The organism is Saccharomonospora sp. CUA-673 (assembly GCF_001942305.1).
In the GTDB taxonomy this organism is placed as follows: Bacteria; Actinomycetota; Actinomycetes; order Mycobacteriales; family Pseudonocardiaceae; genus Prauserella.
On record NZ_MKKE01000005.1, the window covers coordinates 1 to 25,545 of the forward strand.

23 protein-coding genes and 4 pseudogenes are annotated in these 25,545 nt (G+C 68.9%); 16 read left to right on the top strand and 11 right to left on the bottom strand.

Features of this window, described 5'->3' with window-relative positions; translation table 11 throughout:
- Positions 1 to 228 precede the first annotated feature (228 nt).
- Positions 229 to 1,548 (top strand): hypothetical protein, encoded by a 1,320-nt coding sequence (locus BJF85_RS02895; RefSeq protein ID WP_083665886.1) that lies wholly within the window; start codon positions 229 to 231, stop codon positions 1,546 to 1,548.
- Here the strand turns inward: BJF85_RS02895 and BJF85_RS02900 are convergent.
- The 3 genes and pseudogenes from BJF85_RS02900 to BJF85_RS02910 form a co-directional block, all read right to left on the bottom strand.
- Positions 1,502 to 2,386 carry a metal ABC transporter permease gene (locus BJF85_RS02900; protein WP_075845653.1) on the bottom strand — a complete coding sequence of 295 codons (885 nt, stop codon included), beginning with the start codon at positions 2,384 to 2,386 and terminating at the stop codon, positions 1,502 to 1,504. The two genes, BJF85_RS02895 and BJF85_RS02900, sit on opposite strands and share 47 nt — an antisense overlap.
- Entirely contained in the window at positions 2,386 to 3,267 is an 882-nt protein-coding gene (locus BJF85_RS02905; RefSeq protein ID WP_075845654.1) for a metal ABC transporter ATP-binding protein, read from the bottom strand. The genes BJF85_RS02900 and BJF85_RS02905 overlap by 1 nt, the downstream gene beginning before the upstream one ends.
- Positions 3,268 to 3,274: 7 nt before the next feature.
- Positions 3,275 to 4,293: pseudogene (locus BJF85_RS02910) on the bottom strand (metal ABC transporter solute-binding protein, Zn/Mn family).
- Positions 4,294 to 4,510: 217 nt separating this feature from the next.
- On the opposite strand from BJF85_RS02910, the gene BJF85_RS02915 reads away from it, so the two are divergent.
- The 4 genes and pseudogenes from BJF85_RS02915 to BJF85_RS02930 all read left to right on the top strand — a co-directional run bounded on the left by BJF85_RS02915 (position 4,511) and on the right by BJF85_RS02930 (position 8,434).
- Positions 4,511 to 5,611, top strand: coding sequence for a LacI family DNA-binding transcriptional regulator (locus BJF85_RS02915; RefSeq protein WP_075845721.1), 1,101 nt, complete (start codon positions 4,511 to 4,513; stop codon positions 5,609 to 5,611).
- A 71-nt stretch (positions 5,612 to 5,682) separates the two neighbouring features.
- A pseudogene (locus BJF85_RS02920) lies at positions 5,683 to 6,173 on the top strand (beta-class carbonic anhydrase).
- Positions 6,174 to 6,211: 38 nt separating this feature from the next.
- Positions 6,212 to 7,099 (top strand): A/G-specific adenine glycosylase, encoded by an 888-nt coding sequence (locus BJF85_RS02925; protein WP_369822057.1) that lies wholly within the window; start codon positions 6,212 to 6,214, stop codon positions 7,097 to 7,099.
- Between the two features lie 333 nt (positions 7,100 to 7,432).
- Positions 7,433 to 8,434: a peptidoglycan recognition family protein gene (locus BJF85_RS02930; protein ID WP_075845655.1), complete on the top strand. Its 1,002-nt coding sequence runs from the start codon at positions 7,433 to 7,435 to the stop codon at positions 8,432 to 8,434.
- 4 nt (positions 8,435 to 8,438) lie between these two features.
- On the opposite strand, the gene BJF85_RS02935 is transcribed toward BJF85_RS02930, so the two are convergent.
- Entirely contained in the window at positions 8,439 to 9,212 is a 774-nt protein-coding gene (locus tag BJF85_RS02935) for an alpha/beta fold hydrolase (protein ID WP_075845656.1), read from the bottom strand.
- 118 nt (positions 9,213 to 9,330) lie between these two features.
- On the opposite strand from BJF85_RS02935, the gene BJF85_RS02940 reads away from it, so the two are divergent.
- From BJF85_RS02940 to BJF85_RS02985, 10 genes and pseudogenes are all read left to right on the top strand, one after another.
- Positions 9,331 to 9,654 (top strand): hypothetical protein, encoded by a 324-nt coding sequence (locus BJF85_RS02940; RefSeq protein WP_222844429.1) that lies wholly within the window; start codon positions 9,331 to 9,333, stop codon positions 9,652 to 9,654.
- Complete coding sequence (locus BJF85_RS02945; protein ID WP_075845658.1) at positions 9,644 to 10,624, top strand: putative T7SS-secreted protein; 981 nt, start codon at positions 9,644 to 9,646, stop codon at positions 10,622 to 10,624. The genes BJF85_RS02940 and BJF85_RS02945 overlap by 11 nt, the downstream gene beginning before the upstream one ends.
- Before the next feature lie 167 nt (positions 10,625 to 10,791).
- Positions 10,792 to 11,445, top strand: a complete 654-nt coding sequence (locus BJF85_RS02950; RefSeq protein ID WP_075845659.1) for a hypothetical protein — start codon at positions 10,792 to 10,794, stop codon at positions 11,443 to 11,445.
- 17 nt (positions 11,446 to 11,462) lie between these two features.
- The gene (locus tag BJF85_RS02955) at positions 11,463 to 11,729 is read left to right on the top strand and encodes a hypothetical protein (protein WP_158056752.1); all 267 of its coding nucleotides are present in this window, start codon (positions 11,463 to 11,465) and stop codon (positions 11,727 to 11,729) included.
- Complete coding sequence (locus tag BJF85_RS02960) at positions 11,722 to 12,669, top strand: hypothetical protein (RefSeq protein WP_075845661.1); 948 nt, start codon at positions 11,722 to 11,724, stop codon at positions 12,667 to 12,669. The genes BJF85_RS02955 and BJF85_RS02960 overlap by 8 nt, the downstream gene beginning before the upstream one ends.
- Before the next feature lie 30 nt (positions 12,670 to 12,699).
- The gene (locus tag BJF85_RS02965; protein WP_075845662.1) at positions 12,700 to 13,002 is read left to right on the top strand and encodes a hypothetical protein; all 303 of its coding nucleotides are present in this window, start codon (positions 12,700 to 12,702) and stop codon (positions 13,000 to 13,002) included.
- Positions 12,995 to 13,933 (top strand): hypothetical protein, encoded by a 939-nt coding sequence (locus BJF85_RS02970; protein ID WP_139320434.1) that lies wholly within the window; start codon positions 12,995 to 12,997, stop codon positions 13,931 to 13,933. Before BJF85_RS02965 ends, BJF85_RS02970 begins: the two co-directional genes overlap by 8 nt.
- Before the next feature lie 19 nt (positions 13,934 to 13,952).
- Complete coding sequence (locus BJF85_RS02975) at positions 13,953 to 14,267, top strand: antibiotic biosynthesis monooxygenase (protein ID WP_075845664.1); 315 nt, start codon at positions 13,953 to 13,955, stop codon at positions 14,265 to 14,267.
- Positions 14,264 to 15,102: pseudogene (locus BJF85_RS02980) on the top strand (NAD-dependent deacetylase). Before BJF85_RS02975 ends, BJF85_RS02980 begins: the two are co-directional and overlap by 4 nt.
- Positions 15,103 to 15,112: 10 nt before the next feature.
- Positions 15,113 to 15,916, top strand: coding sequence for an SDR family oxidoreductase (locus BJF85_RS02985; protein ID WP_075845665.1), 804 nt, complete (start codon positions 15,113 to 15,115; stop codon positions 15,914 to 15,916).
- 151 nt (positions 15,917 to 16,067) lie between these two features.
- Here BJF85_RS02985 and BJF85_RS02990 read toward each other — a convergent pair.
- Positions 16,068 to 18,622, bottom strand: a pseudogene (locus tag BJF85_RS02990) (ATP-dependent Clp protease ATP-binding subunit).
- A 433-nt stretch (positions 18,623 to 19,055) separates the two neighbouring features.
- On the opposite strand from BJF85_RS02990, the gene BJF85_RS02995 reads away from it, so the two are divergent.
- Positions 19,056 to 19,868, top strand: coding sequence for a (2Fe-2S)-binding protein (locus BJF85_RS02995; protein ID WP_187346854.1), 813 nt, complete (start codon positions 19,056 to 19,058; stop codon positions 19,866 to 19,868).
- Between the two features lie 135 nt (positions 19,869 to 20,003).
- Here the strand turns inward: BJF85_RS02995 and BJF85_RS03000 are convergent, their stop codons facing one another.
- The 6 genes from BJF85_RS03000 to BJF85_RS03025 all read right to left on the bottom strand — a co-directional run bounded on the left by BJF85_RS03000 (position 20,004) and on the right by BJF85_RS03025 (position 25,518).
- The gene (locus tag BJF85_RS03000; RefSeq protein ID WP_075845666.1) at positions 20,004 to 20,351 is read right to left on the bottom strand and encodes an Lsr2 family protein; all 348 of its coding nucleotides are present in this window, start codon (positions 20,349 to 20,351) and stop codon (positions 20,004 to 20,006) included.
- A gap of 321 nt (positions 20,352 to 20,672) precedes the next feature.
- Complete coding sequence (gene lysS / locus BJF85_RS03005; protein ID WP_075845724.1) at positions 20,673 to 22,178, bottom strand: lysine--tRNA ligase; 1,506 nt, start codon at positions 22,176 to 22,178, stop codon at positions 20,673 to 20,675.
- Between the two features lie 72 nt (positions 22,179 to 22,250).
- Positions 22,251 to 23,054: a type III pantothenate kinase gene (locus BJF85_RS03010; protein ID WP_075845667.1), complete on the bottom strand. Its 804-nt coding sequence runs from the start codon at positions 23,052 to 23,054 to the stop codon at positions 22,251 to 22,253.
- 6 nt (positions 23,055 to 23,060) lie between these two features.
- Positions 23,061 to 23,576, bottom strand: a complete 516-nt coding sequence (gene panD, locus BJF85_RS03015; protein WP_075845668.1) for an aspartate 1-decarboxylase — start codon at positions 23,574 to 23,576, stop codon at positions 23,061 to 23,063.
- 23 nt (positions 23,577 to 23,599) lie between these two features.
- A complete protein-coding gene (gene panC / locus BJF85_RS03020; protein WP_083665874.1) occupies positions 23,600 to 24,586 on the bottom strand; it encodes a pantoate--beta-alanine ligase in 987 nt (328 codons plus the stop codon).
- Positions 24,583 to 25,518 carry a Rossmann-like and DUF2520 domain-containing protein gene (locus BJF85_RS03025; protein WP_075845669.1) on the bottom strand — a complete coding sequence of 312 codons (936 nt, stop codon included), beginning with the start codon at positions 25,516 to 25,518 and terminating at the stop codon, positions 24,583 to 24,585. Before BJF85_RS03025 ends, panC begins: the two co-directional genes overlap by 4 nt.
- Between the last annotated feature and the right edge of the window lie 27 nt (positions 25,519 to 25,545).

Here is a 25,545-nt window from a genome sequence, read left to right on the forward strand (position 1 = left end):
GTTCGCACCCACCGCACGAGCAGCAGCCCTGACATTGCCACCCACACGGTCCAACACCCCGAAAAACTCGGCCCTCAACTCCTCAAACGACACGGTCCCCACAACTCCCTGAACGACAGGGTGTTGCGGGGACCGCTAGAACCCGCGGACCATGGGGCCCTTGGGAGCTTTACCCCGGGGTTCGTGGTGTCGGGGACAGGGCGACATCGGGGCCGATACCGTGTGCTGGTGACCGACGGCCCTCCGAAGATGCCTCCTGTGCACGAGGCGTGGCTGCCCCGCGAGCACGCCTTGTACCGCCCTCGCCACGGCAGGCGCCAGGTGACGGCTCTGGTGTGCGCGGTCGTGTTCTTCGCCGCCCCCGCGCTGATGTGGGTCTTCGGCGCACGCGCGGGCGAGATCGAGAACCGCGCCCTGGCCGATTTCCCCGCGGTCGGCGACGGCTGGGGTTTCTTCACCGGCTTCCCGCAGTGGGCCACCGACCATCTCGTGTTCCGCTCGGGTGCCATCGACGCGGCGGACGGCATCAGTCACGGCGTGTTCGGCGAGCCCGCGCCGATGGGTCAGCACGGCGACAGCGGACCGATCCCGGGTGTTCCCGACGGTCCGAGCGAGTCCGAGGACGACCAGGAGGGCGGCGGGCAGGACACGGGCGGCGACGCCGGATACGTCGAGGTCGTCGAGGGCAGCGACGGTTGGCTGTACTACGGCGACGACATCACCGCCAAGTGCTTCCCGGACCGTCCGGTCACCGAGACGCTGGAGCGGCTCGACCGCATCCGGCACGCCGTGGAGGCCTCGGGCCGCCAGTTCGTGCTCACGATCGCGCCCGACAAGACGACGATGGTCCCCCAGCATCTGCCCGACAACTACGCGGGTCAGAACTGCGCCCCGCAGGCCACGGACGAGTTCTGGGAGCACGCCGAGCAGCAGCAGAGCTTCGCCGATCTGCGCCCGTCACTGCGGGAGGCCGCCGACCAGCTGGGCCACCCGCCGTACTACGCGAACGACACGCACTGGACGGACGACGGGGCCGTGATGCTCACGCGCGACCTGGCCGAGGCCGTCCAGCCCGGCGTCACGGAGCCGTGGCGCAGCGAGGGTGTCGGCTGGTCGACGACGCAGGGCGACCTCGCGTCGCTGTTGGGCCGTACCGAGCCGAAGGCGTCGATCCGCTACGCGCTCAAACCGGACGGCACCACCGACCGCACGCACGATCCGCTGACCCGGTTCGACGGGCCCGAGCGGTACGACGCGGACGCCGGCGTCGACATCGAGGGCGTCATCGGCGCGCCGACGGCGCTGATCGGCGACTCGTTCACGTTCGCCTCGTCGCGCTACCTGCCTGCGGCGTTCAACGATCTGACGTTGCTGAGCTATCCGCAGTTGGACCGGCACAAGCGGGCGACGTTGGACGTGTTCGTCCGCTCGGAGGTCGTCGTGGTGCAGACCGTCGAACGGTCGGTGGCCGAGGGCGACCTGCCGTTGATCGACGAGGGGTTCATGGGCGAGCTGGAACAGGCGATGGCGCAGAACCCGATTCGCTGAGTCGTCGCTGCCTGCCGCGCACGTAGGCGATCGCGCGGCACACGAGGTAGATCGTGAACGAGATGGCGGTGACGAAGAAGCTCACCGGTGCGCCCGGTGCGAGCGACAGGATGATCCCGCCGATCGCCGCGGTCTCGGCGAACACCACGGCCAGGACGGTCGCCTTCCACGGACTCGACGTCACGCGCGCGGCCGCGGCCGCCGGCGTCACCATGAGCGCGACGACGAGCAGCGCGCCGACGATCTGCACGCCCAGCGCGGTCGCCACGCCCACGAGCACGGCGAACAGCGGCGACAGCCAGTGCACCGGAACCCCGCGCGCCACCGCGACGCTCGGGTCGACGGTGGAGAACAGCAGCGGCCGGTAGATCAACGCGAGCACGGCCAGCACGGCGACGGCGCAGCCGATGAGCAGACCGAGGTCCTGCTGCTGCACGGCGACGACCTGGCCGACGAGGATGCCGAACTTGTTGTTGGCCCTGCCGTCGTAGAACCACAGCAACAGCACGCCGAGGCCCAGTCCGAACGACAGGATCACGCCGATCACCGAGTCGCGTTCGGACTCCCGCCCGCCGAGCAGGCCGAGCAGCAGCGCGGCGACGACCGCGCCCAACAGTGCGCCGTAGCTGACCGCGATGCCGAGCAACAACGCCGCGGCCGCACCGGTGAACGCCAGCTCGGCGGTGCCGTGGACGGCGAACGACATCCGCCGCATGACGATCAGCGGGCCGAGCGCACCGGCGACCAGGCCGAGCACGGCGGCCGCGGCGATGGCCATCAGCACGAAGTCGATCTGGATGAGCCGGAGGGTGAGCTCGAAGTCGAAGAGCTGGTCCATCAGCGTGCCCTCACCCGGACGTCGTCGTGCGGCGCCGCACCGCCGAGGTCACCGTGCTCGTCGTGGTCGTGGTGCTCGACGCCCTCGCACAGGGCGCTCTGCGCGCCCGCGACGTGGATCTGCCCGCCGACGCGCACGACCTCGACCTGCGCGCCGTACAACTCGGACAACGTCTCCGACGTCATCACCTCCGCGGGCGTGCCGACCCGGAACCGCCCGCCGACGAGGTAGAGCACGCGGTCGACGTACGGCAGCACCGGGTTGATCTCGTGCGTCACGAACAACACGGCGGTGCCGGTCTCGCGCCTGCGCTGTTCGATGAGTTCGGTGACGGTGCGCTGGTGGGTCAGGTCGAGTGAGGCGAGCGGTTCGTCGCACAGGAGCAGGTCGGGCTCGCCGATCAACGCCTGCGCGACGCGCAGCCGTTGCTGCTCACCGCCGGAGAGCCGTCCGACGGGGGACGTGGCGTACGACGTGGCGGCCACCGATGCGATCGCCTCGTCGATCTTCCTGCGCCGGGCGCGCATGCCGCGCAGGCCCACGCCCCACCGGTCGCCGTCGAGACCGAGGCCGACGAGGTCCCGGCCGCGCAACGTGAGGCCCTGGTCGAGCGCCCGCTGCTGCGGGACGTAGCCCACGTGCCGGTTGCCCTTGCCGGGCGCGGTGCCCGCCACCCGGACCGTTCCCGCGCTCAGCGACTGGAGGCCGAGCAGGACCTTCAGCAGCGTCGTCTTGCCGGAACCGTTGGGTCCGAGAACCGCGACGAACTCGCCCGGCTCCACCCGCAGGTCGAGGTTCTGCCAGAGCGTGCGCTCCCCGAAGGCGAGCGCCGCCCCTTCGATCTCGACCGCTCCGGTCTCGACCGCTTCGGTCCCGCTCAACTGTCGATCACTGGTCCAACGCTCCGGCGAGCTGCTCGATCTGTCCGGTCATCCACGAAACGTAGTCGTCCTCGCCCTCGGGGAGCGTCTCGGTCATCTCGACGACGGGCACGTCGTGCTCCCCCGCCTGCTGCACGAGCTGCTCGGTGACGGACGTGACGGTCTGCGGGTTGTTCACCACGACGTCGACGCCGTCGCCGGTGACCTTCTCGGTGACCTCCTGCTGCGCGGCGACCGGCACGTCGGTCTCGCCCTCGATGGCGCGCGTGTAGTCGGCGGGCGTGACGTCCTCCAGGTGCGCGGCCTCGAGCAGGTAGTGCGCGACCGGCTCGGTCGACAGGACGCGGCCGCCGGGGATCTCCTCGACCTGCTTCTCCAGGTCCTCGATGCGCTGCGCGAACTCCTCGGCGTTGCCGGTGAAGGTGTCACGCTGCTCGGGCTGCAGTTCGCCGAGCTCCGCGGCGACCTTCTCGGCGACCTCGCTCACGACGTGCAGGTCGTACCAGACGTGCTCGTTCTCGTGGGCGTGATCGTGCCCCTCGTGGCCTTCGTCGCCGTGGCCTTCCTCGCCGTGGCCGCCGTGGTCATCGCCGTGGCCCTCGTCGCCGTGGCCTTCCTCGCCGTGGCCTTCCTCGCCGTGGCCGTGGTCGCCGTGGTCGTGGCCGCCCTCGCCCTCGAAGGCGACGACGGCGTGCTCGCTGCCGGCCTGTTCGGCGAGGTCCTCGAAGTAGGTGTCGTAGCCGCCGCCGTTGTAGAGCAGCAGGTCGCCGTCCTGGACGTCGGCGGCGTCCTCGGCGGTGGCTCGTAGGAGTGCGGGTCGGCGGACGGGTCGTCGACGAGGGACTTGACCTCGACGTGCTCGCCGCCGACGGCCTTCGCGATCGATCCCCAGACGTTGGTCGACGCCACGACCGTGACGGCATCGCCGTTGTCGCCCTGGGCGCCGTCGTCACCGGCACCGCACGCGGTCGCCGCCGTGAGCGCGAATGCCATGGGAACCGCCGTGAGCACGCGGGCCTTCTTCATCGTCCACCACCGTCGTCGGGCCGGTCAGCTGTCACTGCAAGTATAGGTAATGGAAATCGTTGCCATTCGACGACGCCGGAACCGGTGACGGAAATCCGGACGAACAGCTCGGAATTCGACGCAGCGTGACGAGCCGCGCACCCTTACGGCCACCACGCGATGTGACCCTGACGGGGTTGCGGTACTGCGGTGTGTTCTGAACCGTTACGGTTTGTTCATGAACCGGCCGATGCGATCGCGACGGCAGGCGACGTTGGCGTCCCTTGCCGCCGAACTGGGCGTCTCGCGTACGACCGTGTCCAATGCCTACAACCGGCCCGACCAGCTGTCGCCCGAACTGCGCAAGCGTGTGCTCGAGACGGCGAAACGGCTCGGCTACCCGGGGCCGGACCCGGTGGCGCGGTCGCTGCGAACCCGCAAGGCCGGCGCCGTCGGCCTGCTGCTCACCGAGAACCTGTCGTACGCCTTCCGCGACCCGGCCGCCGTCGGCGTGCTCGAGGGCCTCGCGTTGGCGTGCGAGGACGCGGGCGTCGGCCTGACGCTGGTGCCCGGCAGCCCCGGCAACGAGGACGTGGCGGCGGTGCACCGCGCGGGCGTGGACGGCTTCGTCGTGTACTCCGTGCCGGACGACGATCCGCATCTGCAGGCCGCGCTGCAGCGTCCGGTTCCGACGGTGATCATCGACCAGCCGTCCCTCGACGGGCTCGACCGCGTCGGCCCGGACGACGAGGCCGCGATCGTCGACCTCGCCAACCACGTCGTCGGCCTCGGCCACCGCCAGGTGGGTGTGCTGTGCATGCGCCTGTCGAGCGACCGCAACGACGACTTCGCCTCGCAGTACCGCCAGCAGGACGCCCACTACCACGTGCAGCGCACCCGGCTGGCCGCGTTGCAGCGGACGTTCGAGGCCGCGGGAGTGCCGTGGGCGTCGGTGCCGGTCGTGGAGCGGTTCGACCACCACGTCGACGACGGCGCGTCCGCGGCGCGGCAGCTGCTCGACAAGCACCCGCGCGTGACGGCGTTGATCTGCACCTCCGACATCCTCGCGCTCGGCGCACTCGCCGAGGCGGGCCGGCGCGGCCTGCGGGTGCCGGCCGATCTGACGATCACCGGTTTCGACGGCATCGGCGAGGCCACGCGCGCCGGGCTGACCACCGTGCACCAGCCCGTGCTCGAGAAGGGCAAGGCCGCGGGCAAGCTGCTGCTCGGCGCCGGCGACCGGGTCGCGTCGAAGGTGATCACCCTGCCGACCGAACTGCGGGTGGGCACCACATCGGCCCCGCCGCGGACCGCGGAGCAGCACTGGTTCGGTCCCTGACCGGGTGACGCGGCGTGACGAGCGCCAACCCACGTTGTGCGCCGGGCCTACGGCAGGGTGAGATGGCGGTCATGACGGCGATCGACCTGCTCCTGCAGCGCAACAACGAACTCGGCCAGGTGACGGGCGGCGACCGCTCGTCCCCGCACCTTCCCAGCACGTGGCGATCCTGACGTGCATGGACGCGCGCATCCGCGTCTTCCAGCTCTTCGGCCTCCAGGAAGGCGAGGCACACATCCTGCGCAACGCGGGCGGGGTCGTCACCGACGACGTGATCCGGTCGCTCTCGTTGAGCCAGCGCAAGCTCGGCACGCGCGAGCTGATGATCGTGCAGCACACCAACTGCGGTCTGAACGCGGTCACCGAGGACAGCTTCAAGGACGAGCTCGAGGCCGACACCGGCCTGCGGCCGACGTGGGCGGTCGAGGCGTTCCGCGAGGTGCAGGCGAGCGTGCGCACGTCGATCCAGCGCGCCAAGCAGAGCGCGTTCCTGCTGCATCGCGACGTCGTGCGCGGTTTCGTCTACGACGTGCACACCGGGGCGCTCACCGAGGTCGAGTAGCGGTTCGGGCGTTCGGCGCGCGGTGTTTTAATGCCCGCGTGGTTCTGACCGCCGATACCGCCGCCGATACCCTGCTCGACTGGTTCGCCGCCACCGCGCGCGATCTGCCGTGGCGCAGGGCCGACTGCGATGCGTGGGGCGTGCTGGTCAGCGAGATCATGCTGCAGCAGACGCCCGTGGCCAGGGTCGAGCCGATCTGGCACGAGTGGCTGGAGCGCTGGCCGAAGCCGTCGGCGCTGGCGGCCGCGCCGCAGGCCGACGTGCTGCGCGCGTGGGGCAAGCTCGGCTATCCGCGCAGGGCACTGCGGCTGCACGCGGCCGCCGACGCCATCGCGCGCGAGCACGGCGACGTCGTGCCCGACGACGTCGACACCCTGCTGGCGTTGCCGGGCATCGGCGCGTACACCGCGCGGGCTGTCGCGGCGTTCGCCTACGGCAGGCGGGTACCGGTGGTGGACACGAACGTCCGCCGGGTCGTCGCGCGCGCCGTCCACGGCGCAGGTGACGCGGGTCCGGCGTCGAACACGCGCGACATGGCCGACGTCGAGGCGCTGCTGCCCGCCGACGAGGGCCGCGCGGCGACGTTGTCGGCCGCGTTGATGGAGCTCGGCGCGCTCGTGTGCACGGCACGGTCCCCGCGCTGCGCGGACTGTCCGATCGCCCCCGACTGTGCGTGGGTGCGGGCGGGCAAACCCGCCTACGACGGGCCGGCCAAGCCGGTGCAGAAGTTCGCGGGCACCGACCGGCAGGTGCGCGGGCTGCTGCTCGACGTGCTGCGCGGCACCGACGGTCCGGTGCCGAAGACGCGACTCGACGTCGTCTGGGACCGCGCCGGGCAGCGCGACCGGTGCCTGGACTCGCTGCTGACCGACGGGCTCGTGGAGCAGACCGAGGACGGCCGCTTCGCCCTGCCCGGTGAGCACTGACCGGCCCGCACCGACTGGGGCGCTGATCGGCGGCAGCCCGTTTCCACCACCCTGTGGGTGTGACTCGGGCCGCAATTCGGTAAACCGCGCAGTGTCGCGCGAATGGGGGACGTTCGTCCAGGGTGGGTTAGGTCGAGAATGCCCCATTCGAGCGACAACGGAAGGACCACCGCAGTCCTCCCGAAGGCGTGAATGCGCAGGTCACGACGATGAAACAGGGTGAGAAATGTTCGCAACCGACACCCGAAGTTCGTCGGCATTTATTCGCTTCACGCAATGTTTCGTGCTCGGATATGCGCGCAGTCAGTAGTCGCTGGAGGGAGCGCACCCGAGATGTCCGACCAACCCGCTTTCCATCGCCGCACGTTCTTCAAGGGCGGACTCGCCGTGACCGCGGCGGGCGCCTTGACCACGCTCGCTCCCGCGGCCGCCTCCGCCGCGGTCGGTTCGGGATCGACGTCCGGGGGTGTCGGTGCTCGGGCCGCGGAGCCGACCATCCACACCACGGCCGACTGGGGCGCACAGTCGCCGACCCAGGACCCGATCATCCTGGACCACGCGCCGACCTACATCGTCGTGCACCACACGGCCGGGTCGAACAGCACGGACTACTCCCTCGACCGCGCGTACACGATCTCGCGGAGCATCCAGCAGCTGCACATGGACAACGGCTGGGGCGACTCGGGCCAGCAGTTCACCAACAGCCGCGGCGGGCACATCACCGAGGGCCGGCATCACTCGCTCGACGCGGTCCAGGGCGGCACGCAACACGTGCAGGGCGCGCACGTCGCGAACAACAACTCGACGTGCATCGGCATCGAGAACGAGGGCATCTACGTCGACGTCGACGTCACCGAGGCGCTGTGGAACTCGCTCGTGGACCTCGTCGCGTGGATCGCCGCGCAGTACGGACTCGGCACCGACTCGATCCTCGGGCACCGTGACTTCAACTCGACCGAGTGCCCCGGCACGGTCCTGTATGGACGGTTGCCGGAGCTGCGCGACGCGGTCGGTGCGCGACTGGGCGCGCGGTCGGCCGAGCCGACGTCGTGGCCGCTGCTGACGCCGGGCGACGCGGGCCCGCAGGTGCGGACGGCGCAGACGTTGTTGCGCGACCGCGGGGTGAACGTCGCGAAGGACGGCGTGTTCACCGCGGCGATGGCCCGCGAGGTCGCGAAGTTCAAGCGCGCCAACGGCGTCACGCAGCTGGCGTGCGGCGCGGCGGTGCACCGGAACGCGGACGAGAGCGGCTTCCTCGGCTCGGACGTGTGGCCGCTGCTGGTGTCCGGCGCGGAGCGCGAGGACATGAAGGGCCGTCTCGCGCGGATCGGCTGAGCCGCTAGCGGTCCAGCAGTTCGGACAGGAACGCCTCGACAGCGCCCCGGTATTGCTCCGGGGCGCTGTCGTGTATCACGTGGCCCGCGCCCTCCACGACGAGGTGCCGGCCGCCTGCGCGGCGGGCGAGTTCGGCCTGGCCGCCCGCGGGCATGAACGTGTTGCCTGCCTCGAGTACGAGCAGCGGGCACGCAACCTTGTCTACATAGGACCGATAGTCGCGGCGGCCCCATTCGGCGGCGATGACGTAGAGGTCCTCGAGGTCGGCGGTGAGGCGGTAGCCGTCGTCGTGTTCGGTGAAACATTCGACGAAGTAGTCGCCGGTGTCGCCGAAGAACTCGCGCACGTGCGCGAGCGAGGTGAACGGCACGGGCCAGGAATCGAAGTGCGCGCGCCATGCGTCGACGGTGCGTCCGCGTTGGTCGGGTGCGATGTCCTCGGTGACGATGCCGCGCACCAGGTCCGGCCGCGTGGCCGCCAGGACGATGGCGTGCAGTCCTCCCATGGAGTGTCCGATCACGACGGCAGGACCCTCGTCGAGACGTTCGACGAACTCGGCCACGTCGGCGGCGAAGTCCTCGGTGGACACCGGAACGTCGCGCGGCGACGGGTGTGGCGACCGGCCGTGCGCGCGGGCGTCCAGACCCACGACGTGCCCGTAGGCGCTCAGGTGGCGCGCCACGCGCCACCATGTGGTGGCACGACCCATGAGTCCGTGCAGCAACACGATCGGCGGCCCCGATCCGCCGAAGTCGACAACGCCGTCCGCGTGTCCCATCACGCACCTCCTCCGACCAACCCTACGGTTCCCTCCGCCGGGGGATTCTCACCTGTTATCGTCCCGCCACGTTAGGTGCAACCCAACGGGTTCGGGGGGCGGGATGCCGGATTTCACGGTGGATGTCGGCGGTCTGGAAGCGCTGCAGAAGAACTTGACGAGAGTCAAGGAGAACATCGACGGCGCGACGAAGCGACTGGACGGACTGCGACCGGATTCGGTCGGTTCGGACGAGCTCGACGAGGCGTGCGGTGACTTCCGGGACTCCTGGAAGGAAGGTCTCGAGAAGCTCGAGGAGGCCGTCGAGGAGGTCGACGAGGGCCTCGGCCAGGCGGTGAAGGGCTACCGGGATGTCGAGGAAGGCATCCGCGATTCGCTGAAGGACATGCGCGACGGGGTCGACGACCTGAATCTGCAGGGGGCGACGCCGAGTGGCCGTTGATCAGTATCCGTGCATCGGCTACGACCCGGCGCGCGGCAACGTGGCGACGCTCGAGCAGCTCGCGAAGGAGCTGACCGAGACCGCGGAGTACGCCGGTGAGGCCCGCGAGGCGCTCGCGTCGGTCAAGCGGAACGAGGACATCTGGAACGGCCCGGCGGCGGCGAAGTTCGCGGAGAACATCGAGGACCTGCCGGGATATCTGGGCGACGCCGACGAGTCGATGCGCAAGGCGGGCGCGGCGCTGGAACAGTGGTCCGGCGACCTGAGCCGCCTCAAGGAGCGCGCCCAGCGGATCGAGGCGGAGCTTCGCGAGGCGCTCGAGAAGGAGCGGCAGGCCCAGGCCGAGGCCCAGCACGCGAATCAGCAGGCCGTGCAGGCCGCAAGCCACTTCGGCGAGGGCGGCGGGTCGATGGAGTCGGCCCAACGTGCGTCGCAGGCGGCGAAGGACGCCACGGCCGCGGTCGAGGAACTCCGCAGGCGAGCCGAAGCCCTCCGCGACCGCTGGGAGGACCTGTCGGGCGAATGCGCGAAGGCCCTCCGCGAGGCCGCCGACCACGCCCCGGAGAAGGGCTTCTGGGAAGGCATCGGCGACATGATCGCCGGCTCGCTGGAGACCATCGCCGACATCGCCGGCATCGTGTCCGCGATCGCGGGAGTCCTCTCCTTCGTACCAGGGTTGAACGCCATCGCCGCACCGGTGGCCATCATCTCGGGCGCGTCGCACTGGGTGCCCGACTGGCCGACAACACAGTCAACGACAAGTGGTCGACCGCCGGCGGGATCGCCGGCGCGTTCGCCGACGGGCTTGGCGTCATTCCCGGTGTCAACGCTATTGCGAAGGGTGCCAAGGCCCTGGACGGAGCCAGTGGGATCGTGGCCAACGCCGGAAACTTCTTCGGTGCAGCACGGGGCGAGATGGCAAAAGGCAGCGAGATTCTCACTGCGGCCACGAAACAGCTTCCAGAAATGACCGACAAAGCGGCAAGTTTGGCAGCAAAGACTTACGAGGGAGCAGCGACCGCGCTCGTGCAAACACCCGCCATCGACAAAGCAACCGGAGGAGAGGAAAAGACAGCCCACAACGTAGGAGCGGGCGGGTCTATCATCCTCGGATTCCTGACAGCTAGGTAGAGTCTCATGAGCATTACAGAAACCCTGTCGAAGACTCCGGGCAAGATTCCAATCTGGTTCTCAGTTCCGGCCGAGTTCATACAGATCGACCCCACGGAGTCACTGGAAGACAGGGTGGCCAGACTTGCCAGCGACATAAGCATGACCCCGGGGTTGAACCCCCAGCAGCAAGCCGATCTCATCTTTGCGCAGGAGGCGCTCTATCGGGACCTGGCCAAGACAGGGGCCATCTACGCAGCCCATTGCGTCGCATCATCGGAACACAACCAAGGACTGGTCAGCGCGCTGTTCACGGTCATAATTCAAGATCTACCCCAGTCTCACGGACACTCTCTGGAGCAGATCGCGCGCGGACTTCGGGAACCGGGCTCCCCAGTAGAGGTTCTTACTTCAACCTACCCAGCCGGGCTGGCAATCGCACACGGTCGAGAGCTTTCCGTCAAATTCAACGGGCAGCACCAAACCATGCGGAGCGCCGACATCATGTTTATGATGCCAACCCAGGACCAACTTGCCATCTTCAGCATATCTACATCGAACATCGCGGACTGGGACAGCTTCATGTCCATCCTTGACGGCATCGCGATGACCGTTTCATTTTCTCCACCCAACGAGAGCGCATCGAGCATAGGCAGCATCCTAAGCGGAGGGGTACTTTGATGGTCTACCTCGTTTCCATGCTGATTGCTCTCCTGATCGCACTCTGGATCCTCGCCAGCCGGACGAAGGCCCGACGACAGAATGTCGAGCAGGGGATCGAGTACGTCCGCAAACGACTGGACGGTTGGACGACGCCCAATGTCCGGCTCTTCGAGGCATGGCCCTTGACCGACGTTCAGATCATCGAGGTGGCCCGCAAGGAAGGCTACTCGTACCGAGGCGAGGGCGGCGAAGGCTTCGGCTACACCTCGTTGGATTTCGTAAAGGACAACCCCCATGTCTGAGGACCTCATCGAAACCATCACCGTGGTTCTCGGCTATGTCCTACTGGCGCTCCTGCCGTTCTGCGTCGTCCCCACTCTGATGGGCCTGCGCATCGGCACCGGGAAACGCAAGAAGACCGCGCCGAAGCAGGCCTCGGCGTTCGAGGAGCGTCTTCGCAACCACACGGGGCGGTCGACGATGACCGTCGACTGGATGGACTACGAATACCTGTCCCAACCCGCAATCCGGGACCTCGCCGCGGTGTGGGGGTGGAGGCTCCGGTCGGACGAACCGTCCGGGCGTCAATGGCTTCTGCACTTCGCCTACGAACCCGACACCCCCTACGAAGGCCCCGCCGCGCGGCTGGCGGCCGAGCTCGCCGACGCCGACATCGACGCCGACGGCGTGTACCTCCTCGATCCCACCCGCTACAGCGCGCTGCCCGACGAGGAACGCGACCGCATCATCGCCGCCGCAGGGTGGCAACGCTCCCCTCGCGCCGCCGTCAGCATCCTCTCCCTCACCAAGGAGGGCACCCTGGTCAACAACGGGCTCAGCGGTATCGACCTCGGCGGCGTCCCGGCCTCGGAGCTCCAGCAGCACCCGGGCGTCGCCGAGCGCGCAAAGGCATTCGAGGCGCAGCACGGTTTCGACCCACTGGCCCCCGCCGCGCTCAACCACCTGCGGACGCGCGGCAAGTACTGGCTCAAGTGGTATCTCCCACTGGCCGCGCTGTGCGGACTGTTGTGGTTCCTCGGCGTCTTCCCGCTCTTCATCGGACTGGAGGACGGCACCGACTCCGAGGTGTTCCAGGTCGGAGCCTGGATGATGCTCGCCGGTACCGCCTTCGCACTGGCCGCCGCCTTCGTCAGCATCCTCAAACGACGCGAGATCGGCGCCCACTTCAAGGAAATCCAGCGGATGCGCCGGGTCTACCGACGCTCGACGACATCCAACTGACATCGGCAGTCTGCTGCCAGGAGACTTCTCATGGAATACGTCGCGTTTCTGATGGTGTTCGTGTCGTCCCTGCTGCTGGTGGTGTCCCGGGTGAGGCAGCGGTTCCAGAGCCTCGAGCGGGCCAGGGACCGCGTGGCGAAGGAGCTTGACGAGACAAAGCCGGGGTTTCACGCGGCGATCTCGATTCCCGCCGTCCACCCGTTGAGCTCGGAGCAGATCAAGGACATGGCCGCGAACCGCGGGTTCACCCTCAAGAAGGCAAATGCAGGCGGCAGCACCATCGCCACCTACATGCATTTCACCCGAATCAACGAGCAGGGAACCCATGGCTGATGTAGTGCAACCCCTGGTCCCGATCCTGGGACCGCTGACGCTGGTCTTCGTCTTCGTCGGTGGTGTCCCAGCCCTCTTCGGTATCCGGAACGGATACGTGGGGTCGGCGCGTCGTCGGCGCCAGAAGCAGGAAGGCGCCCTCGAACAGCTGCTGCGGACCCACTCGGGCGGCGCCCTGCCCATCGACTGGATGCACTTCGCGGACCTTCCGAAGCAGCACATCCAGGACGTCCTCGCGCCGACCGGCTGGCGCTACTCGCACGAGGACATCAGCAACGGGGAATGGTGGCTCGTGTTCACCTACTCGCCCCACACGCCGTACACGGGCCCGGCCGAACGCCTCATCCGGGAACTGGCGGCCGCCGACGGTGACACGTACAAGATGGACGCTTTCCGCTACGGAGCCCTCGGCGCCGACGAGTTTCGCCGCATCGTCCAGGAAGCAGGCTGGCGTCCGGGTTTCCGCATTACCGACGAGACGCCTCTCAAGAGGGACCTCGAGCTCACCGAGATGCCCCGGAATCCCGCCTTGGCGCCGCTTGTCAACGAGTACTACAACAAGCACGGTTACAGCCCGCTCGATCCCGAGCGGATCCTGCACATGCGTGCCCGGCAGCAGCATTGGGGCAGGAAGTCCACCGGCTGCCTGGGGATCCTGGCCTGCCTGGCCTGCCTCGTCCTCGGCCCACTGATCCTCGCCCTCAGCATGTCGGACCTCGCCCGCGACAGCGCCGAGGTGATCACGTTCTGGGTCGGCAGTGGCATCACCGCGATCGCGGTCGCCCTCATCGGCTACGAGATCTGGATCAGCTACGTCCAGAGGGGTCGGGACATCGGCCCCCACGAGAAGATCCTCAAGGAGCTCACCAAGCTCCACAAGGAGACCCGTCGCGGCTCCGGGGTGGCTGATCCGTCACGACAGGGGCGGTGAGGATCAGTACCCTCGGGGCATGGCTGTTGTGAAGATCAACGCGATCGAGGTTCCCGAGGGTGCCGGCCCCGAGCTCGAGAAGCGGTTCGCCGCGCGGCTCCACGCCGTCGACGACCAGCCGGGGTTCCTCGGCTTCGAGCTGCTGCGCCCGGTGTCCGGCGACGACCGCTACTTCGTCTACACGAAGTGGGAGACCGAGGAGGACTTCCAGGCGTGGGCCAAGGGCCCGGCCAAGGAGGCCCACTCCGGCGAGCGCGCCAAGCCCGTGTCCAGCGGCGCGAACCTGCTGGAGTTCGAGGTCGTCCAGAGCTCGGTACCCGACAAGTCCGAGTGAGCGCACCACCCGAGCTCGACGCGGCCCTCGACACGGCCGCCGAGATCATCGACGGCGCCGACGCACTCCTCGTGTGCGCCGGCGCGGGATGGGCGTCGACTCCGGACTGCCCGACTTCCGCGGCGACGAAGGTTCTGGCGCGCCTACCCGCCGTACGCCCGGCTCGGCTTCAGCTTCGTCGACGTCGCCGACCCCGTGCACTTCGCCGACGACCCCGAACTCGCCTGGGGCTTCTACGGCCACCGCCTCGCGCTCTACCGCCGCACCACACCCCACGACGGCTTCGACACCCTCCGCCGCTGGGGCACGGCCAAACCCGGCGGCGTGCACGTGTTCACGTCCAACGTGGACGGACAGTTCCAGCGCGCAGGGTTCACCGACGTCGCCGAGGTCCACGGCTCCATCCACCACCTGCAATGCCTCGCAGGCTGCGGCTCCGGCATCTGGCCCGCCGACGGCATCGACGTCACCGTCGACACCGACACCATGCGCGCCGTCCCACCCCTGCCGACCTGCGGCGACTGCGGCAGCCTCGCCCGGCCCAACATCCTCATGTTCGGCGACTTCGACTGGCTCGGCGACCGTTCCCAACAACAACTCGACGCGCTCCGCGAATGGCGCCGCGACGCCGGGCACATCGCCGTCGTCGAACTCGCGCGGGCATGGCCATCCCCACCGTGCGCAGGCAGGCCGAACTCGCCAGCGCCCCCACCGGCTCGCTCATCCGCATCAACCCCCGCGAACCCACGTCCGCCACGGACGCGGCGTACCCCTCGCCCTCGGCGCTCTCGACGCGCTCAACCGCATCCGGGAACGCCTCGAGGGCCAACACTGAGGAGACCGCGATGACCATCCTGGTCACCGGAGCCACCGGCAACATCGGCCGCAGAACCGTCGACCAACTCCTGCGCCGCGGAGCCACCGACATCCGCGCACTCACCAACAACCCCACCAAAGCCGCACTCCCCGACGGCGTCGAGGTCGCCGAGGGCTACCTGCGCCGGCTCGACACCCTGCCCGCCGCGTTCCACGGTGTCACCCGCGTGTACCTCGCCCCCATCGAGGACGGCCTCGACGACGTGCTGCGCATCGCGCGCGACGCCGGCGTCGAACACGTCGTCGCCCTGACCGGCGAACCCGAATCGTGGTGGGGCGGCGTCACCCACACCGTCGAGAACTCCGGCATCCCCTGGACCCACCTGTGGCCCGGCGACTTCATGGAGAACGCCTTCATGTGGGTCGACCAGATCCGGCGCACCGGCGAGGTCCACGAACCCCAACCCGACGCGGCCAGCGCACCCACCGCCATGGACGACATCGCAGCCGTCGCCGCCGTCGCGCTCCTGAACCCCGAACCCGGCGCCGCCTACTCGCTGACCGGACCCGACACCCTCACCCGCGCCGACCAGGTCGCCCACATTGCCACCGCCCTCGGCCGCGACCTGCGCTTCGTCGCCGCGTCACCGGCCGACACCATCGAACGGCTCCGCCCCACCATGGGCGAGAACGCCGAATGGTTCGTCCACAACGCACTCGACTCGTTCGACACCGACCTCAACCAGCACAACACCAAGGTCGAAGAGATCACCGGCGAACCCGCCACCACGTTCGCCGACTGGGCCCACGCCAACGTCGACGCCTTCCGCTGACCACGAAACGCCAACACGGCGACGCGGAGTGCTGACACGCCCGCGCGAGGTGCTGACACGGCGACGTGGGGTGCTGACACGGCGGACCACATGACAAAGGAGCGGCGGGCACCTTTGGTGCCCGCCGCTCCTTCTTGTCGTGCTCTGGTGCTTACTCCTCGGACTCGCCGGCCGAGCCCGTGGACTCCTCACCGGCGGCCATGCTCACCGGCGGGGCGTCCGGCACGTCGATCGGCTTCTGCTCGCCGCGGAACGTGAACGTGGCGTCCTCGTCCTTCTCGTCGCCGACTTCCCAGCCCTCGACGTCCACGATGATGATCTGGCCCGGCTCGACCTCGCCGAACAGGATCTTCTCGGACAGCTGGTCCTCGACCTCGCGCTGGATCGTCCTGCGGAGCGGACGGGCACCGAGCACCGGGTCGAAGCCGCGCTTGGCCAGCAGGGCCTTCGCACGGTCGGTGAGCTCGATGGCCATGTCCTTGCCCTTGAGGGCCTCCTCCACCCGCCGGACCATGAAGTCGACCATCTCGATGATCTGGTCCTGCGTGAGCTGGTGGAAGACGATGATGTCGTCGATCCGGTTGAGGAACTCGGGCCGGAAGTGCTTCTTCATCTCCTCGTTGACGCGCTGCTTCATCTTCTCGTAGCGCGTCACCTCGTCGTTGCCCGACGAGAAGCCGAGGCTGACGGACTTCGAGATGTCCGACGTGCCCAGGTTCGAGGTGAAGATCAGCACCGTGTTCTTGAAGTCGACCGTGCGGCCCTGACCGTCGGTCAGGCGGCCGTCCTCGAGAACCTGCAGGAGCGTGTTGTAGATCTCCTGGTGGGCCTTCTCGATCTCGTCGAACAGGACCACGGAGAACGGCTTGCGCCGCACCTTCTCGGTGAGCTGACCGCCCTCCTCGTAGCCGACGTAGCCCGGAGGGGCACCGAACAGCCGCGAGGCGGTGTAGCGGTCGTGGAACTCGCCCATGTCGATCTGGATGAGCGCGTCGTCCTCGCCGAACAGGAAGTTCGCCAGCGCCTTGGACAGCTCGGTCTTACCGACACCGGACGGGCCGGCGAAGATGAACGAACCGGACGGGCGCTTCGGGTCCTTCAGACCGGCGCGGGTACGGCGGATCGCCTGCGACACGGCCTTGACCGCGTCCTCCTGGCCGATGATCCGCTTGTGCAGCTCGTCCTCCATGCGGAGCAGACGCGTGGTCTCCTCCTCGGTGAGCTTGAACACCGGGATGCCGGTCCAGTTGGCGAGGACCTCGGCGATCTGCTCGTCGTCGACCTCGGCGACGACGTCCAGGTCACCGTCCTTCCACTGCTTCTCGCGCTCGGACTTCTGCGACAGGAGCGTCTTCTCCTCGTCGCGCAGCGACGCGGCCCGCTCGAAGTCCTGACCGTCGATGGCCGATTCCTTGTCCCTGCGGACGTCGGCGATCTTCTCGTCGAACTCGCGCAGGTCCGGCGGAGCGGTCATCCGGCGGATGCGCATCCGCGCGCCCGCCTCGTCGATCAGGTCGATCGCCTTGTCCGGCAGGTACCGGTCGTTGATGTACCGGTCGGCCAGCGTGGCCGAGGCGACCAGCGCCGAGTCGGTGATCGACACGCGGTGGTGCGCCTCGTAGCGGTCGCGCAGACCCTTGAGGATCTCGATCGTGTGCTCGAGCGACGGCTCGCCCACCTGGATCGGCTGGAAACGACGCTCCAGCGCGGCGTCCTTCTCGATGTACTTGCGGTACTCCTCGAGCGTGGTCGCACCGATCGTCTGGAGCTCGCCGCGGGCCAGCATCGGCTTGAGGATGCTCGCCGCGTCGATCGCACCCTCGGCGGCACCCGCGCCGACGAGCGTGTGCAGCTCGTCGATGAACAGGATGATGTCGCCGCGGGTCTTGATCTCCTTGAGGACCTTCTTGAGCCGCTCCTCGAAGTCACCGCGGTACCGCGAGCCCGCGACCAGCGAGCCGAGGTCCAGCGTGTAGAGCTGCTTCTCCTTCAGCGTCTCGGGCACCTCGCCCTTGACGATGTTCTGCGCCAGTCCCTCGACGACGGCCGTCTTGCCGACGCCGGGCTCGCCGATCAGGACCGGGTTGTTCTTGGTGCGGCGGGACAGCACCTGCATGACCCGCTCGATCTCCTTGCTGCGGCCGATGACCGGGTCGAGCCCGCCGTCCCGCGCAGCCTGCGTCAGGTTGCGGCCGAACTGGTCGAGCACGAGCGACGAGGACGGCGTGCCCTCGCCACGGCCACCGCCGGCCTCCTGCGGCTCCTTGCCCTGGTAGCCGGACAGGAGCTGCAGCACCTGCTGGCGGACGCGGTTGAGGTCCGCGCCGAGCTTGACCAGCACCTGGGCCGCGACGCCCTCACCCTCGCGGATGAGGCCGAGCAGGATGTGCTCCGTACCGATGTAGTTGTGGCCGAGCTGCAGCGCCTCGCGCAGCGACAGCTCCAGCACCTTCTTGGCACGCGGCGTGAAGGGGATGTGTCCGCTCGGGGCCTGCTGCCCCTGGCCGATGATCTCCTCGACCTGCTGACGGACGCCCTCCAGCGCGATACCCAACGACTCGAGCGCTTGGCGGCGACACCTTCACCCTCGTGGATCAAACCCAGGAGGATGTGCTCGGTGCCGATGTAGTTGTGGTTGAGCATCCGGGCCTCTTCTTGGGCCAGGACGACCACCCGCCTCGCGCGGTCGGTGAACCTCTCGAACATTCCCACTCCCTCGACTGCTGCGCCGGCGGCCCGACTCACCGGTTCCTCATGGTGAGTTCGGCACCGTGAGACCACTCTAGTAGCCATGCGTGTCCGGTGGCCTACCGCTCACGTGAAACCGGCGGGTCCGGCTTCGGCGGAGTCGATCGGCATCTGTTTCGGGTTGTTGCTGGCTACGGCGTTGCCAGTGCCCGGTCCAACGAACACGAAGGCCGTTGTGATTCCCCACGGCCGGGCGTGTCCGCTTCGGGCGAACACCCACCGTCTCACCTCTCACCGCCGGTTTCCCACTCGACGGGCCGCCCGATTCCCACCTTCGGGTCCCCCGGGTGGCGCAATCCGGCACGGACAGTTTAGGTTAGGCACGCCTTACAGGGCATGTGGCGGCTCGCGCCGTCGTGCCCGACGCCGTGTCCCACCGTTGGAGCAAGCCGTGACCGTCGAGGAATCCGTCCGTGAGACTGGCCACACCGGCCTGCGGACGTGCCCGCTGACGGACTCGATCGGCCGCGTCGACGCCGTGCAGGAGCGGGTGCGGCTCACCGGCGAGACCACGGGCGAGCGCTGGATCCGCTGCTCCGAACTGCTCCGCGCACCGCACCGGTTCGAGGACTGGTGGACCACCGCAGGCGACTGGCTGCGGGCCACCTACGGCGAGGCGCCCCCGCGGACCACGATCGCCTACGTCATGTCCTGGTACCTGCGGATCCCCGCGTACACCGGCGCGGCGATGCTGTTCCACGAACGGCGCGTGCCGACCCTGCGGCCCGACCGGCTCGCGCTGCGCATCGACACCCGCGGCAGGCCCGGCGCCGCCGAGGTGGCCGTCCTGGGCTCCGAGTTCGCCTGCCTGCCCGGCGACCCCGCGAGCGGCGACCCGAACGCCACGGTCGTCGACGACGAACGCGCACTCGCCCACGTGCTGCGGACCCGGTACATCAGCCACGCCGCGAAGTTCGTCCGCGCCTACCGCTCGATCGCGCCCATGGGCACCCGCACGCTGTGGTCCGCGGCCACCGACGCGCTCGACAACTGCCTCTGGTGGGCCGGCCGCGACTGCGACGACGAGGGCGCCGGCGTCGCCGACGCGACCCTCGTGCTCCCGTCGACGTTCACACCGCTCACCGCACCGTCGACCCTCCACGTCGGCGACCACGGCTGGCAGCGCCACCGGCACAGCTGCTGTTTCACCTATCTGCTGCCCGGCCGGGAGGAATGCACCGGCTGCCCCCGCCGCCCCCGCTGAAAAGCTCCCGAGGCCCCATAGTCGCGTTGAACGCGACCATCCTCGGGAGCATCGTTCCGGGCAAAGCGAACGGCCTCCCGGTGTGGGGGCCGGGAGGCGTTCAAGGTGCGTTCGACCCGCTTACGCGGGTGTCGCTCAGTTCTTGCGGTGGTAGGCGTCGACAACTTCCGACGGGATGCGGCCGCGGTCGGACACGTCGAAACCGTTCTTGCGCGCCCAGGCACGAATGGCCTGGTTCTGCTCACGGTCGACGGCCGCGGTGCGACCCACCGGCTTCGCGGCCGAGGCGCGCGTGGTGCGCTTCCGGCCACCGGCGCGACGCGCGTGCTCGACGTACTGGGCGAGCGCGTCACGCAATTCCTCGGCGTTTTCCGCCGACAGGTCGATCTCATAGGTCACACCATCGAGACCGAACTCGACGGTCTCCTCCGCCTCCGAACCGTCAAGGTCGTCGACGAGGGAGACGAGAACCTTCTGCGCCATCCTTGTATTCCTCCTGTGAAACCTACGATAGACCGATCGCGCTGCCGAGCCCTATCGATGCCGATATCGCTGTACGTGCCTGACCGAAGCCCGAGGCCCGTCAACCGGCGAACCAGCGATGAGGACCGTCGACCTTCGCTTCAGGCCAAGTCTGCTAACTGCTCATAGTAATACTCGCACACCCCGACAAAAGCAAATCACGACGCTCTGTTTTGTCGGGTTTCTCGCCCGCCCCGGCCCGCGTTACCGGCCCGTTGTGGGGCTGTTCCCGACCCCTTGTGGGGCCTGTTGTCGACGCCCGCCGACAACCGCGACCCGAAACTATTCGGGCCGGACCAGCGGAAACAGGATGGTTTCCCGGATACCGAGACCCGTCAGCGCCATGAGCAACCGGTCCACTCCCATTCCGGCGCCACCCGTCGGGGGCATTCCGTACTCCAGCGCGCGGAGGAAATCCTCGTCCAGCTGCATGGCCTCGTCGTCGCCGCCCGCGGCCAACTTCGACTGCGCGGTGAGTCGTTGCCGCTCGACGACCGGATCGACGAGTTCCGAGTAGCCCGTGGCCAGCTCGAATCCGCGCACGTACAGGTCCCACTTCTCGGCGATGCCCGGCTTGGTGCGGTGCGCGCGCGTGAGAGGCGACGTTTCCTCCGGGAAGTCACGCACGAATGTCGGCGCGTACAGGTGATCGCCGACGAGCTGCTCCCACAGTTCTTCCACCAGCTTGCCGTGGGTGAGCTTGGGGTCGACCTCGATACCGCGGGCCTCGGCCAGGCCGTGAAGTTTCTCGGCCGGCGTTTCCGGGGTCACTTCCTCACCGAGCGCATCCGACAGCGACTCGTACATTGTGAGCGACGCCCACTCGCCGGACAGGTCGTAGTCGGTGCCGTCGTGCAGCGTGACGATCTGTGAACCGAATGCCGCCTCGGCGGCTTCCTGGACCAGCTGTTTGGTCAGGTCGGCGATTGTGTCGTACGTCGCATACGCCTCGTAGTATTCGAGCATCGCGAACTCGGGGGAATGCGAGGAGTCGCTGCCCTCATTCCGGAAGTTGCGGTTGATCTCGAAGACCTTCTCGATGCCGCCGACGACGCAGCGCTTCAGGTACAGCTCGGGAGCGATGCGCAGGTACAGGTCCATGTCGAACGCGTTCGAATGGGTCGTGAAAGGCCGGGCCGACGCGCCGCCGTGCAGCGTCTGCAGCATCGGCGTCTCGACCTCGGTGAATCCCCGGCCGTGAAACGAGTCGCGCAGCGAACGCAACACGCCCGCACGCGTCCGCACGACGTCGCGGGCCTTGGGCCGCACGATCAGGTCGACATAACGCTGCCGGACCCGCGATTCCTCGGACATTTCCTTGTGCGCGACCGGCAGCGGGCGCATCGCCTTCGCCGTGAGCTGCCACGAATCGGCCATCACCGACAACTCACCGCGCCGCGACGTGATGACCTCACCGTGGACGAATACGTGGTCGCCGAGGTCGACATCGGACTTCCACGCACTCAGCGACTCCTCGCCGACACCGGCCAGGCTCAACATCGCCTGCAGTTCGGTGCCGTCGCCCTCGCGCAGAGTTGCAAAACACAACTTGCCGGTGTTGCGCATGAACATCACCCGACCGGTGACGCCGACGACGTCGCCGGTCTGCGTGTCAGCAGGCAGGTCGGGGTGGGCGGCGCGCACCTCGGCGAGCGTGTGCGTGCGCGGCACCTCCACCGGATACGGCTCGACGCCGCTCTCCAGCAGGCGGTCGCGCTTGTCCCGGCGCACCCGCAGCTGCTCCGGCAGGTCGTCGTCGCTCTGGGAGTGTTCCGGGATATCGCTCATGCGCACCAGCGTACGAATCCACATCGACCGGACGTGAACCGGCCTGCCGGTGCGCGGCGGCGGTGTGACCCGCTATTTCCGACGGCCCGGGCGGCTCTGCGCAGCGGAATTGCGCTCGTACACCAGCTTGAGCCCCAACAGGGTCAGATCGGGGCGGTGCTGGGTGATCAGTTCGGATTCGCCGACGACCAGCGGGGCGAGTCCGCCCGTGGCGAACACCTCAACGGGCCCGTCGCCGAGTTCGGCCACGATGCGGCGCACGAGCCCGTCGACCTGGCCGGCGAACCCGAACAGAATGCCCGACTGGAGACATTCGACGGTGGTCTTGCCGATCACCGACCGCGGCGGCGTCAGCTCGACCTTGCGCAACGCGGCGGCGCGGGAGGCGAGCGCGTCGACGGAGATCTCGATCCCCGGCGCGAACGCCCCGCCGAGGAACTCGCCCTTCGCCGAGATCGCGTCGACGGTCGTCGAGGTGCCCGCGTCCACGACGACACACGCCGTGCCGCACAACCGGTGGGCGGCGACGGTGTTGACGAGCCGGTCGGCGCCGACCTCCTTCGGGTTGTCGACGTGCATCGGCACGCCCGTGCGCACCCCCGGTTCGACGACCACGGTCGGCACGTCCGGGTAGTAGCGGCCCAGGAGCACGCGCAGTTCGCGCAGCACGGCCGGGACGTTCGACAGCGCGCTGATCGCGGTGACGTCGTCGGCGTGCGACCCCAGCAGACCGCGCAGGGTCAACGCCAGCTCGTCGGCCGTCAGCCGCGGGTCGGTGCGCATGCGCCACCGCAGCACGGGTTCGACGTCGGACCCACCCGGCGGATACAGGCCGAGCGAGATGTTGGTGTTCCCGACGTCGATCGTGAGCAGCACGCGTCGTCAGCTCTCCGCGTGCAGGAGGGCGTCGAGCCGGGCCGCGTCGGCGGTCTCGGCGACCGGGAACGCGGGCAGCTCGCCCTCCATGGAGGCGTAACCGGTGTCGTCGATGGGCAGCGCACCGGACACCAGGCCCGAGCCCTCGGGCGCGTGGCCGGGGTCGCTGCCGCGGTCGGCGATGCGGTTGTCGGCGTCGACGAAGATGACGCGTGGCCGGTACGAACGGGCCTCGGCGTCGTCCATCTGCCCGTAGGCGATGAGGATGACGACGTCGCCCGGGTGCACCAGGTGCGCGGCCGCGCCGTTGATGCCGAGGATGCCGCTGTCGCGCTCACCGGGGATCACGTACGTCTCGAGCCGCGCGCCGTTGGTGACGTCCACAATGGCCACCAACTCGCCGGGCAGCAGGTCGGCGGCCTCCATCAACGTCTCGTCGACGGTCACCGAGCCCACGTAGTGCAGATCCGCGTGCGTGACCGTGGCTCTGTGGATCTTCGACTTGAGCATCGTGCGGTACATCTTCGACTCCCTTTTCGCCCCTGCTAGGACGGAGTTGTCCCCGTGGGGGCCCCGTGCCGACCGTCGTCTGCCACGCCGTCGTGGATCGCGTCGATGTCGTCGTCGGTCTCGCCGGCTCCGGCGGCGGCGCTTCCGAGCAACACCGGGGTGTTGTCGATCAGCCGCGTGCTGCCGAGCCTGGCGGCGATCAACAACCTCGCCTCACCATCGACGGGCGCCGACCCCAGGTCGGTTCCCCTCAACTCCAAGTATTCGACCGTGATTTCCGGATGGGCCGCGAGTTCGGCCCGCGCTGCCTTCAGGACCGCGTCCGCACCGTCGCCCCCGACATGCGCGCCCATCCCGAGCGCGGTCGACAGGACAGCCGCACGCGCACGGTCCTCTTCGGACAGATAGGCGTTGCGCGACGACAGGGCGAGCCCGTCGTCCTCACGCACCGTCGGCACCCCGATGATGCGCGTACCCAGGTTCAGATCCTCGACCATCCGCTTGACCAGCACGAGCTGCTGGTAGTCCTTCTCCCCGAAGAAGGCGTGGTGCGGCGCGGTGATGTTCAGCAGTTTGGCCACGACCGTGAGCACGCCGCCGAAGTGCCCCGGCCGGTGCTCGCCCTCGAGCTCACCGCCGAGCGGCCCCGGATCGACGGTGACGGACACACCCGATGCGCCGTACAGGTCGACCGACTGCGGCGTGAACGCGAGCTCGACGCCGAGCTCCCGCAGCGTGTCCAGATCGGCCTCGAGCGTGCGCGGATAGGCCTCGAAATCCTCACCCTCCCCGAACTGCAGCGGGTTCACGAAGATCGACACCGCGACGACGGTGTTCGGCAGCCGCTTGGCCCGCCGGATCAGCTCCCGGTGCCCCGCGTGCAGCGCGCCCATCGTCGGCACGAGCGCGACGTTGCGCCCGACGCCCCGCAGCGCCCTGGTCACCTGGGACACGTCGGAGGGCGAGCGGAAGACGTTCAGCTCGCCTCGGGTGAACTTCGGGGTGTTCTTCGGGAAAGTCACTGCAGGTCACGTCCGTCGTCGGGGTCGGTGGTATCGGGGCCGGTTTCGGGGCCGCGTTCGAGGAGGGTTTCCAGTTCGCGGGCCGCGTCCTCGCCGAGCAGTCCGGCGATCCGCGCCCGCGCGACGGTGCGCCGGGCCAGCGCGGCGTAGGTCGGCCGCACGTCGGGGGCCTGTTCGGCCAGCACGCGCAGGTGGGCGGCGACGGTGCCGCTGTCGCCGCGGGCGACGGGACCGGTCAACGCACGGCCCTCGTGCCGGAGCGAATTGTCGAGCGAGGCCGACAGCAACGGTGCGACGACCCGGTCGGGCCGGTCGATACCGGCGTCGCGGAGCAGGTCGACGCTGTCGGCGACGATCGTCGCGAGATGGTTCGCCCCGTGGGCCAGCGCCGCGTGGTACAGCGGCCGAGCCGCCTCGGGCACGCGGACGGGTTCGGCGCCCATCTCGACCGTGAGCGCCTCGCCGACGTGCCAGGCTGCCTCGTCGCCGGAGCCCGCGGTGATGCCGACGGCGGCCGCGGTGAGCCGTTCGAGGTCTTCCTCGCGGCCGGTGAACGTCATGATCGGGTGCAGTGCGAGCGGCAACGCGCCGGCCTCGGCGGCCGCGCCGAGCACGTCGACGCCGTGGGCACCGGAGGTGTGGACGACGATCTGCCCCGCGCGCAGCGCACCGGCGCGGGCCAGGCCCGACGTCATGGGTGCGAGGACGTCGTCGGGCAGCGCGAGCAGCACCAGGTCGCAACGGGCGGCGACCTCGTCGGGCGGCAGGACGGGGACGTCGGGCAGCAGCCGTTCGGCACGACGCACGGACGCGTCGGACACGGCGCTGACTGCGGCGACGGCGTGCCCTGCGCGAGCCAGCGCGGCACCGAGAACGCTGCCGACTCGACCGGCCGACACGACACCCACCGCGAGGCGGGCAGGGCGTGTCACCGCGTGCCCCTGTGGACGCTCATTGCC

What these genes read in the sequence shown, in the direction of transcription:
- BJF85_RS02900 (WP_075845653.1), bottom strand. Translation starts at nt 2,386, where the DNA reads ATGGACCAGCTCTTCGACTTCGAGCTCACCCTCCGGCTCATCCAGATC.
- BJF85_RS02915 (WP_075845721.1), top strand. Translation starts at nt 4,511, where the DNA reads ATGAACCGGCCGATGCGATCGCGACGGCAGGCGACGTTGGCGTCCCTT.
- BJF85_RS02930 (WP_075845655.1), top strand. Translation starts at nt 7,433, where the DNA reads ATGTCCGACCAACCCGCTTTCCATCGCCGCACGTTCTTCAAGGGCGGA.
- BJF85_RS02935 (WP_075845656.1), bottom strand. Translation starts at nt 9,212, where the DNA reads ATGGGACACGCGGACGGCGTTGTCGACTTCGGCGGATCGGGGCCGCCG.
- BJF85_RS02950 (WP_075845659.1), top strand. Translation starts at nt 10,792, where the DNA reads ATGAGCATTACAGAAACCCTGTCGAAGACTCCGGGCAAGATTCCAATC.
- BJF85_RS02955 (WP_158056752.1), top strand. Translation starts at nt 11,463, where the DNA reads ATGCTGATTGCTCTCCTGATCGCACTCTGGATCCTCGCCAGCCGGACG.
- BJF85_RS02960 (WP_075845661.1), top strand. Translation starts at nt 11,722, where the DNA reads ATGTCTGAGGACCTCATCGAAACCATCACCGTGGTTCTCGGCTATGTC.
- BJF85_RS02965 (WP_075845662.1), top strand. Translation starts at nt 12,700, where the DNA reads ATGGAATACGTCGCGTTTCTGATGGTGTTCGTGTCGTCCCTGCTGCTG.
- BJF85_RS02970 (WP_139320434.1), top strand. Translation starts at nt 12,995, where the DNA reads ATGGCTGATGTAGTGCAACCCCTGGTCCCGATCCTGGGACCGCTGACG.
- BJF85_RS02975 (WP_075845664.1), top strand. Translation starts at nt 13,953, where the DNA reads ATGGCTGTTGTGAAGATCAACGCGATCGAGGTTCCCGAGGGTGCCGGC.
- BJF85_RS02985 (WP_075845665.1), top strand. Translation starts at nt 15,113, where the DNA reads ATGACCATCCTGGTCACCGGAGCCACCGGCAACATCGGCCGCAGAACC.
- BJF85_RS03000 (WP_075845666.1), bottom strand. Translation starts at nt 20,351, where the DNA reads ATGGCGCAGAAGGTTCTCGTCTCCCTCGTCGACGACCTTGACGGTTCG.
- lysS (WP_075845724.1), bottom strand. Translation starts at nt 22,178, where the DNA reads ATGAGCGATATCCCGGAACACTCCCAGAGCGACGACGACCTGCCGGAG.
- panD (WP_075845668.1), bottom strand. Translation starts at nt 23,576, where the DNA reads ATGTACCGCACGATGCTCAAGTCGAAGATCCACAGAGCCACGGTCACG.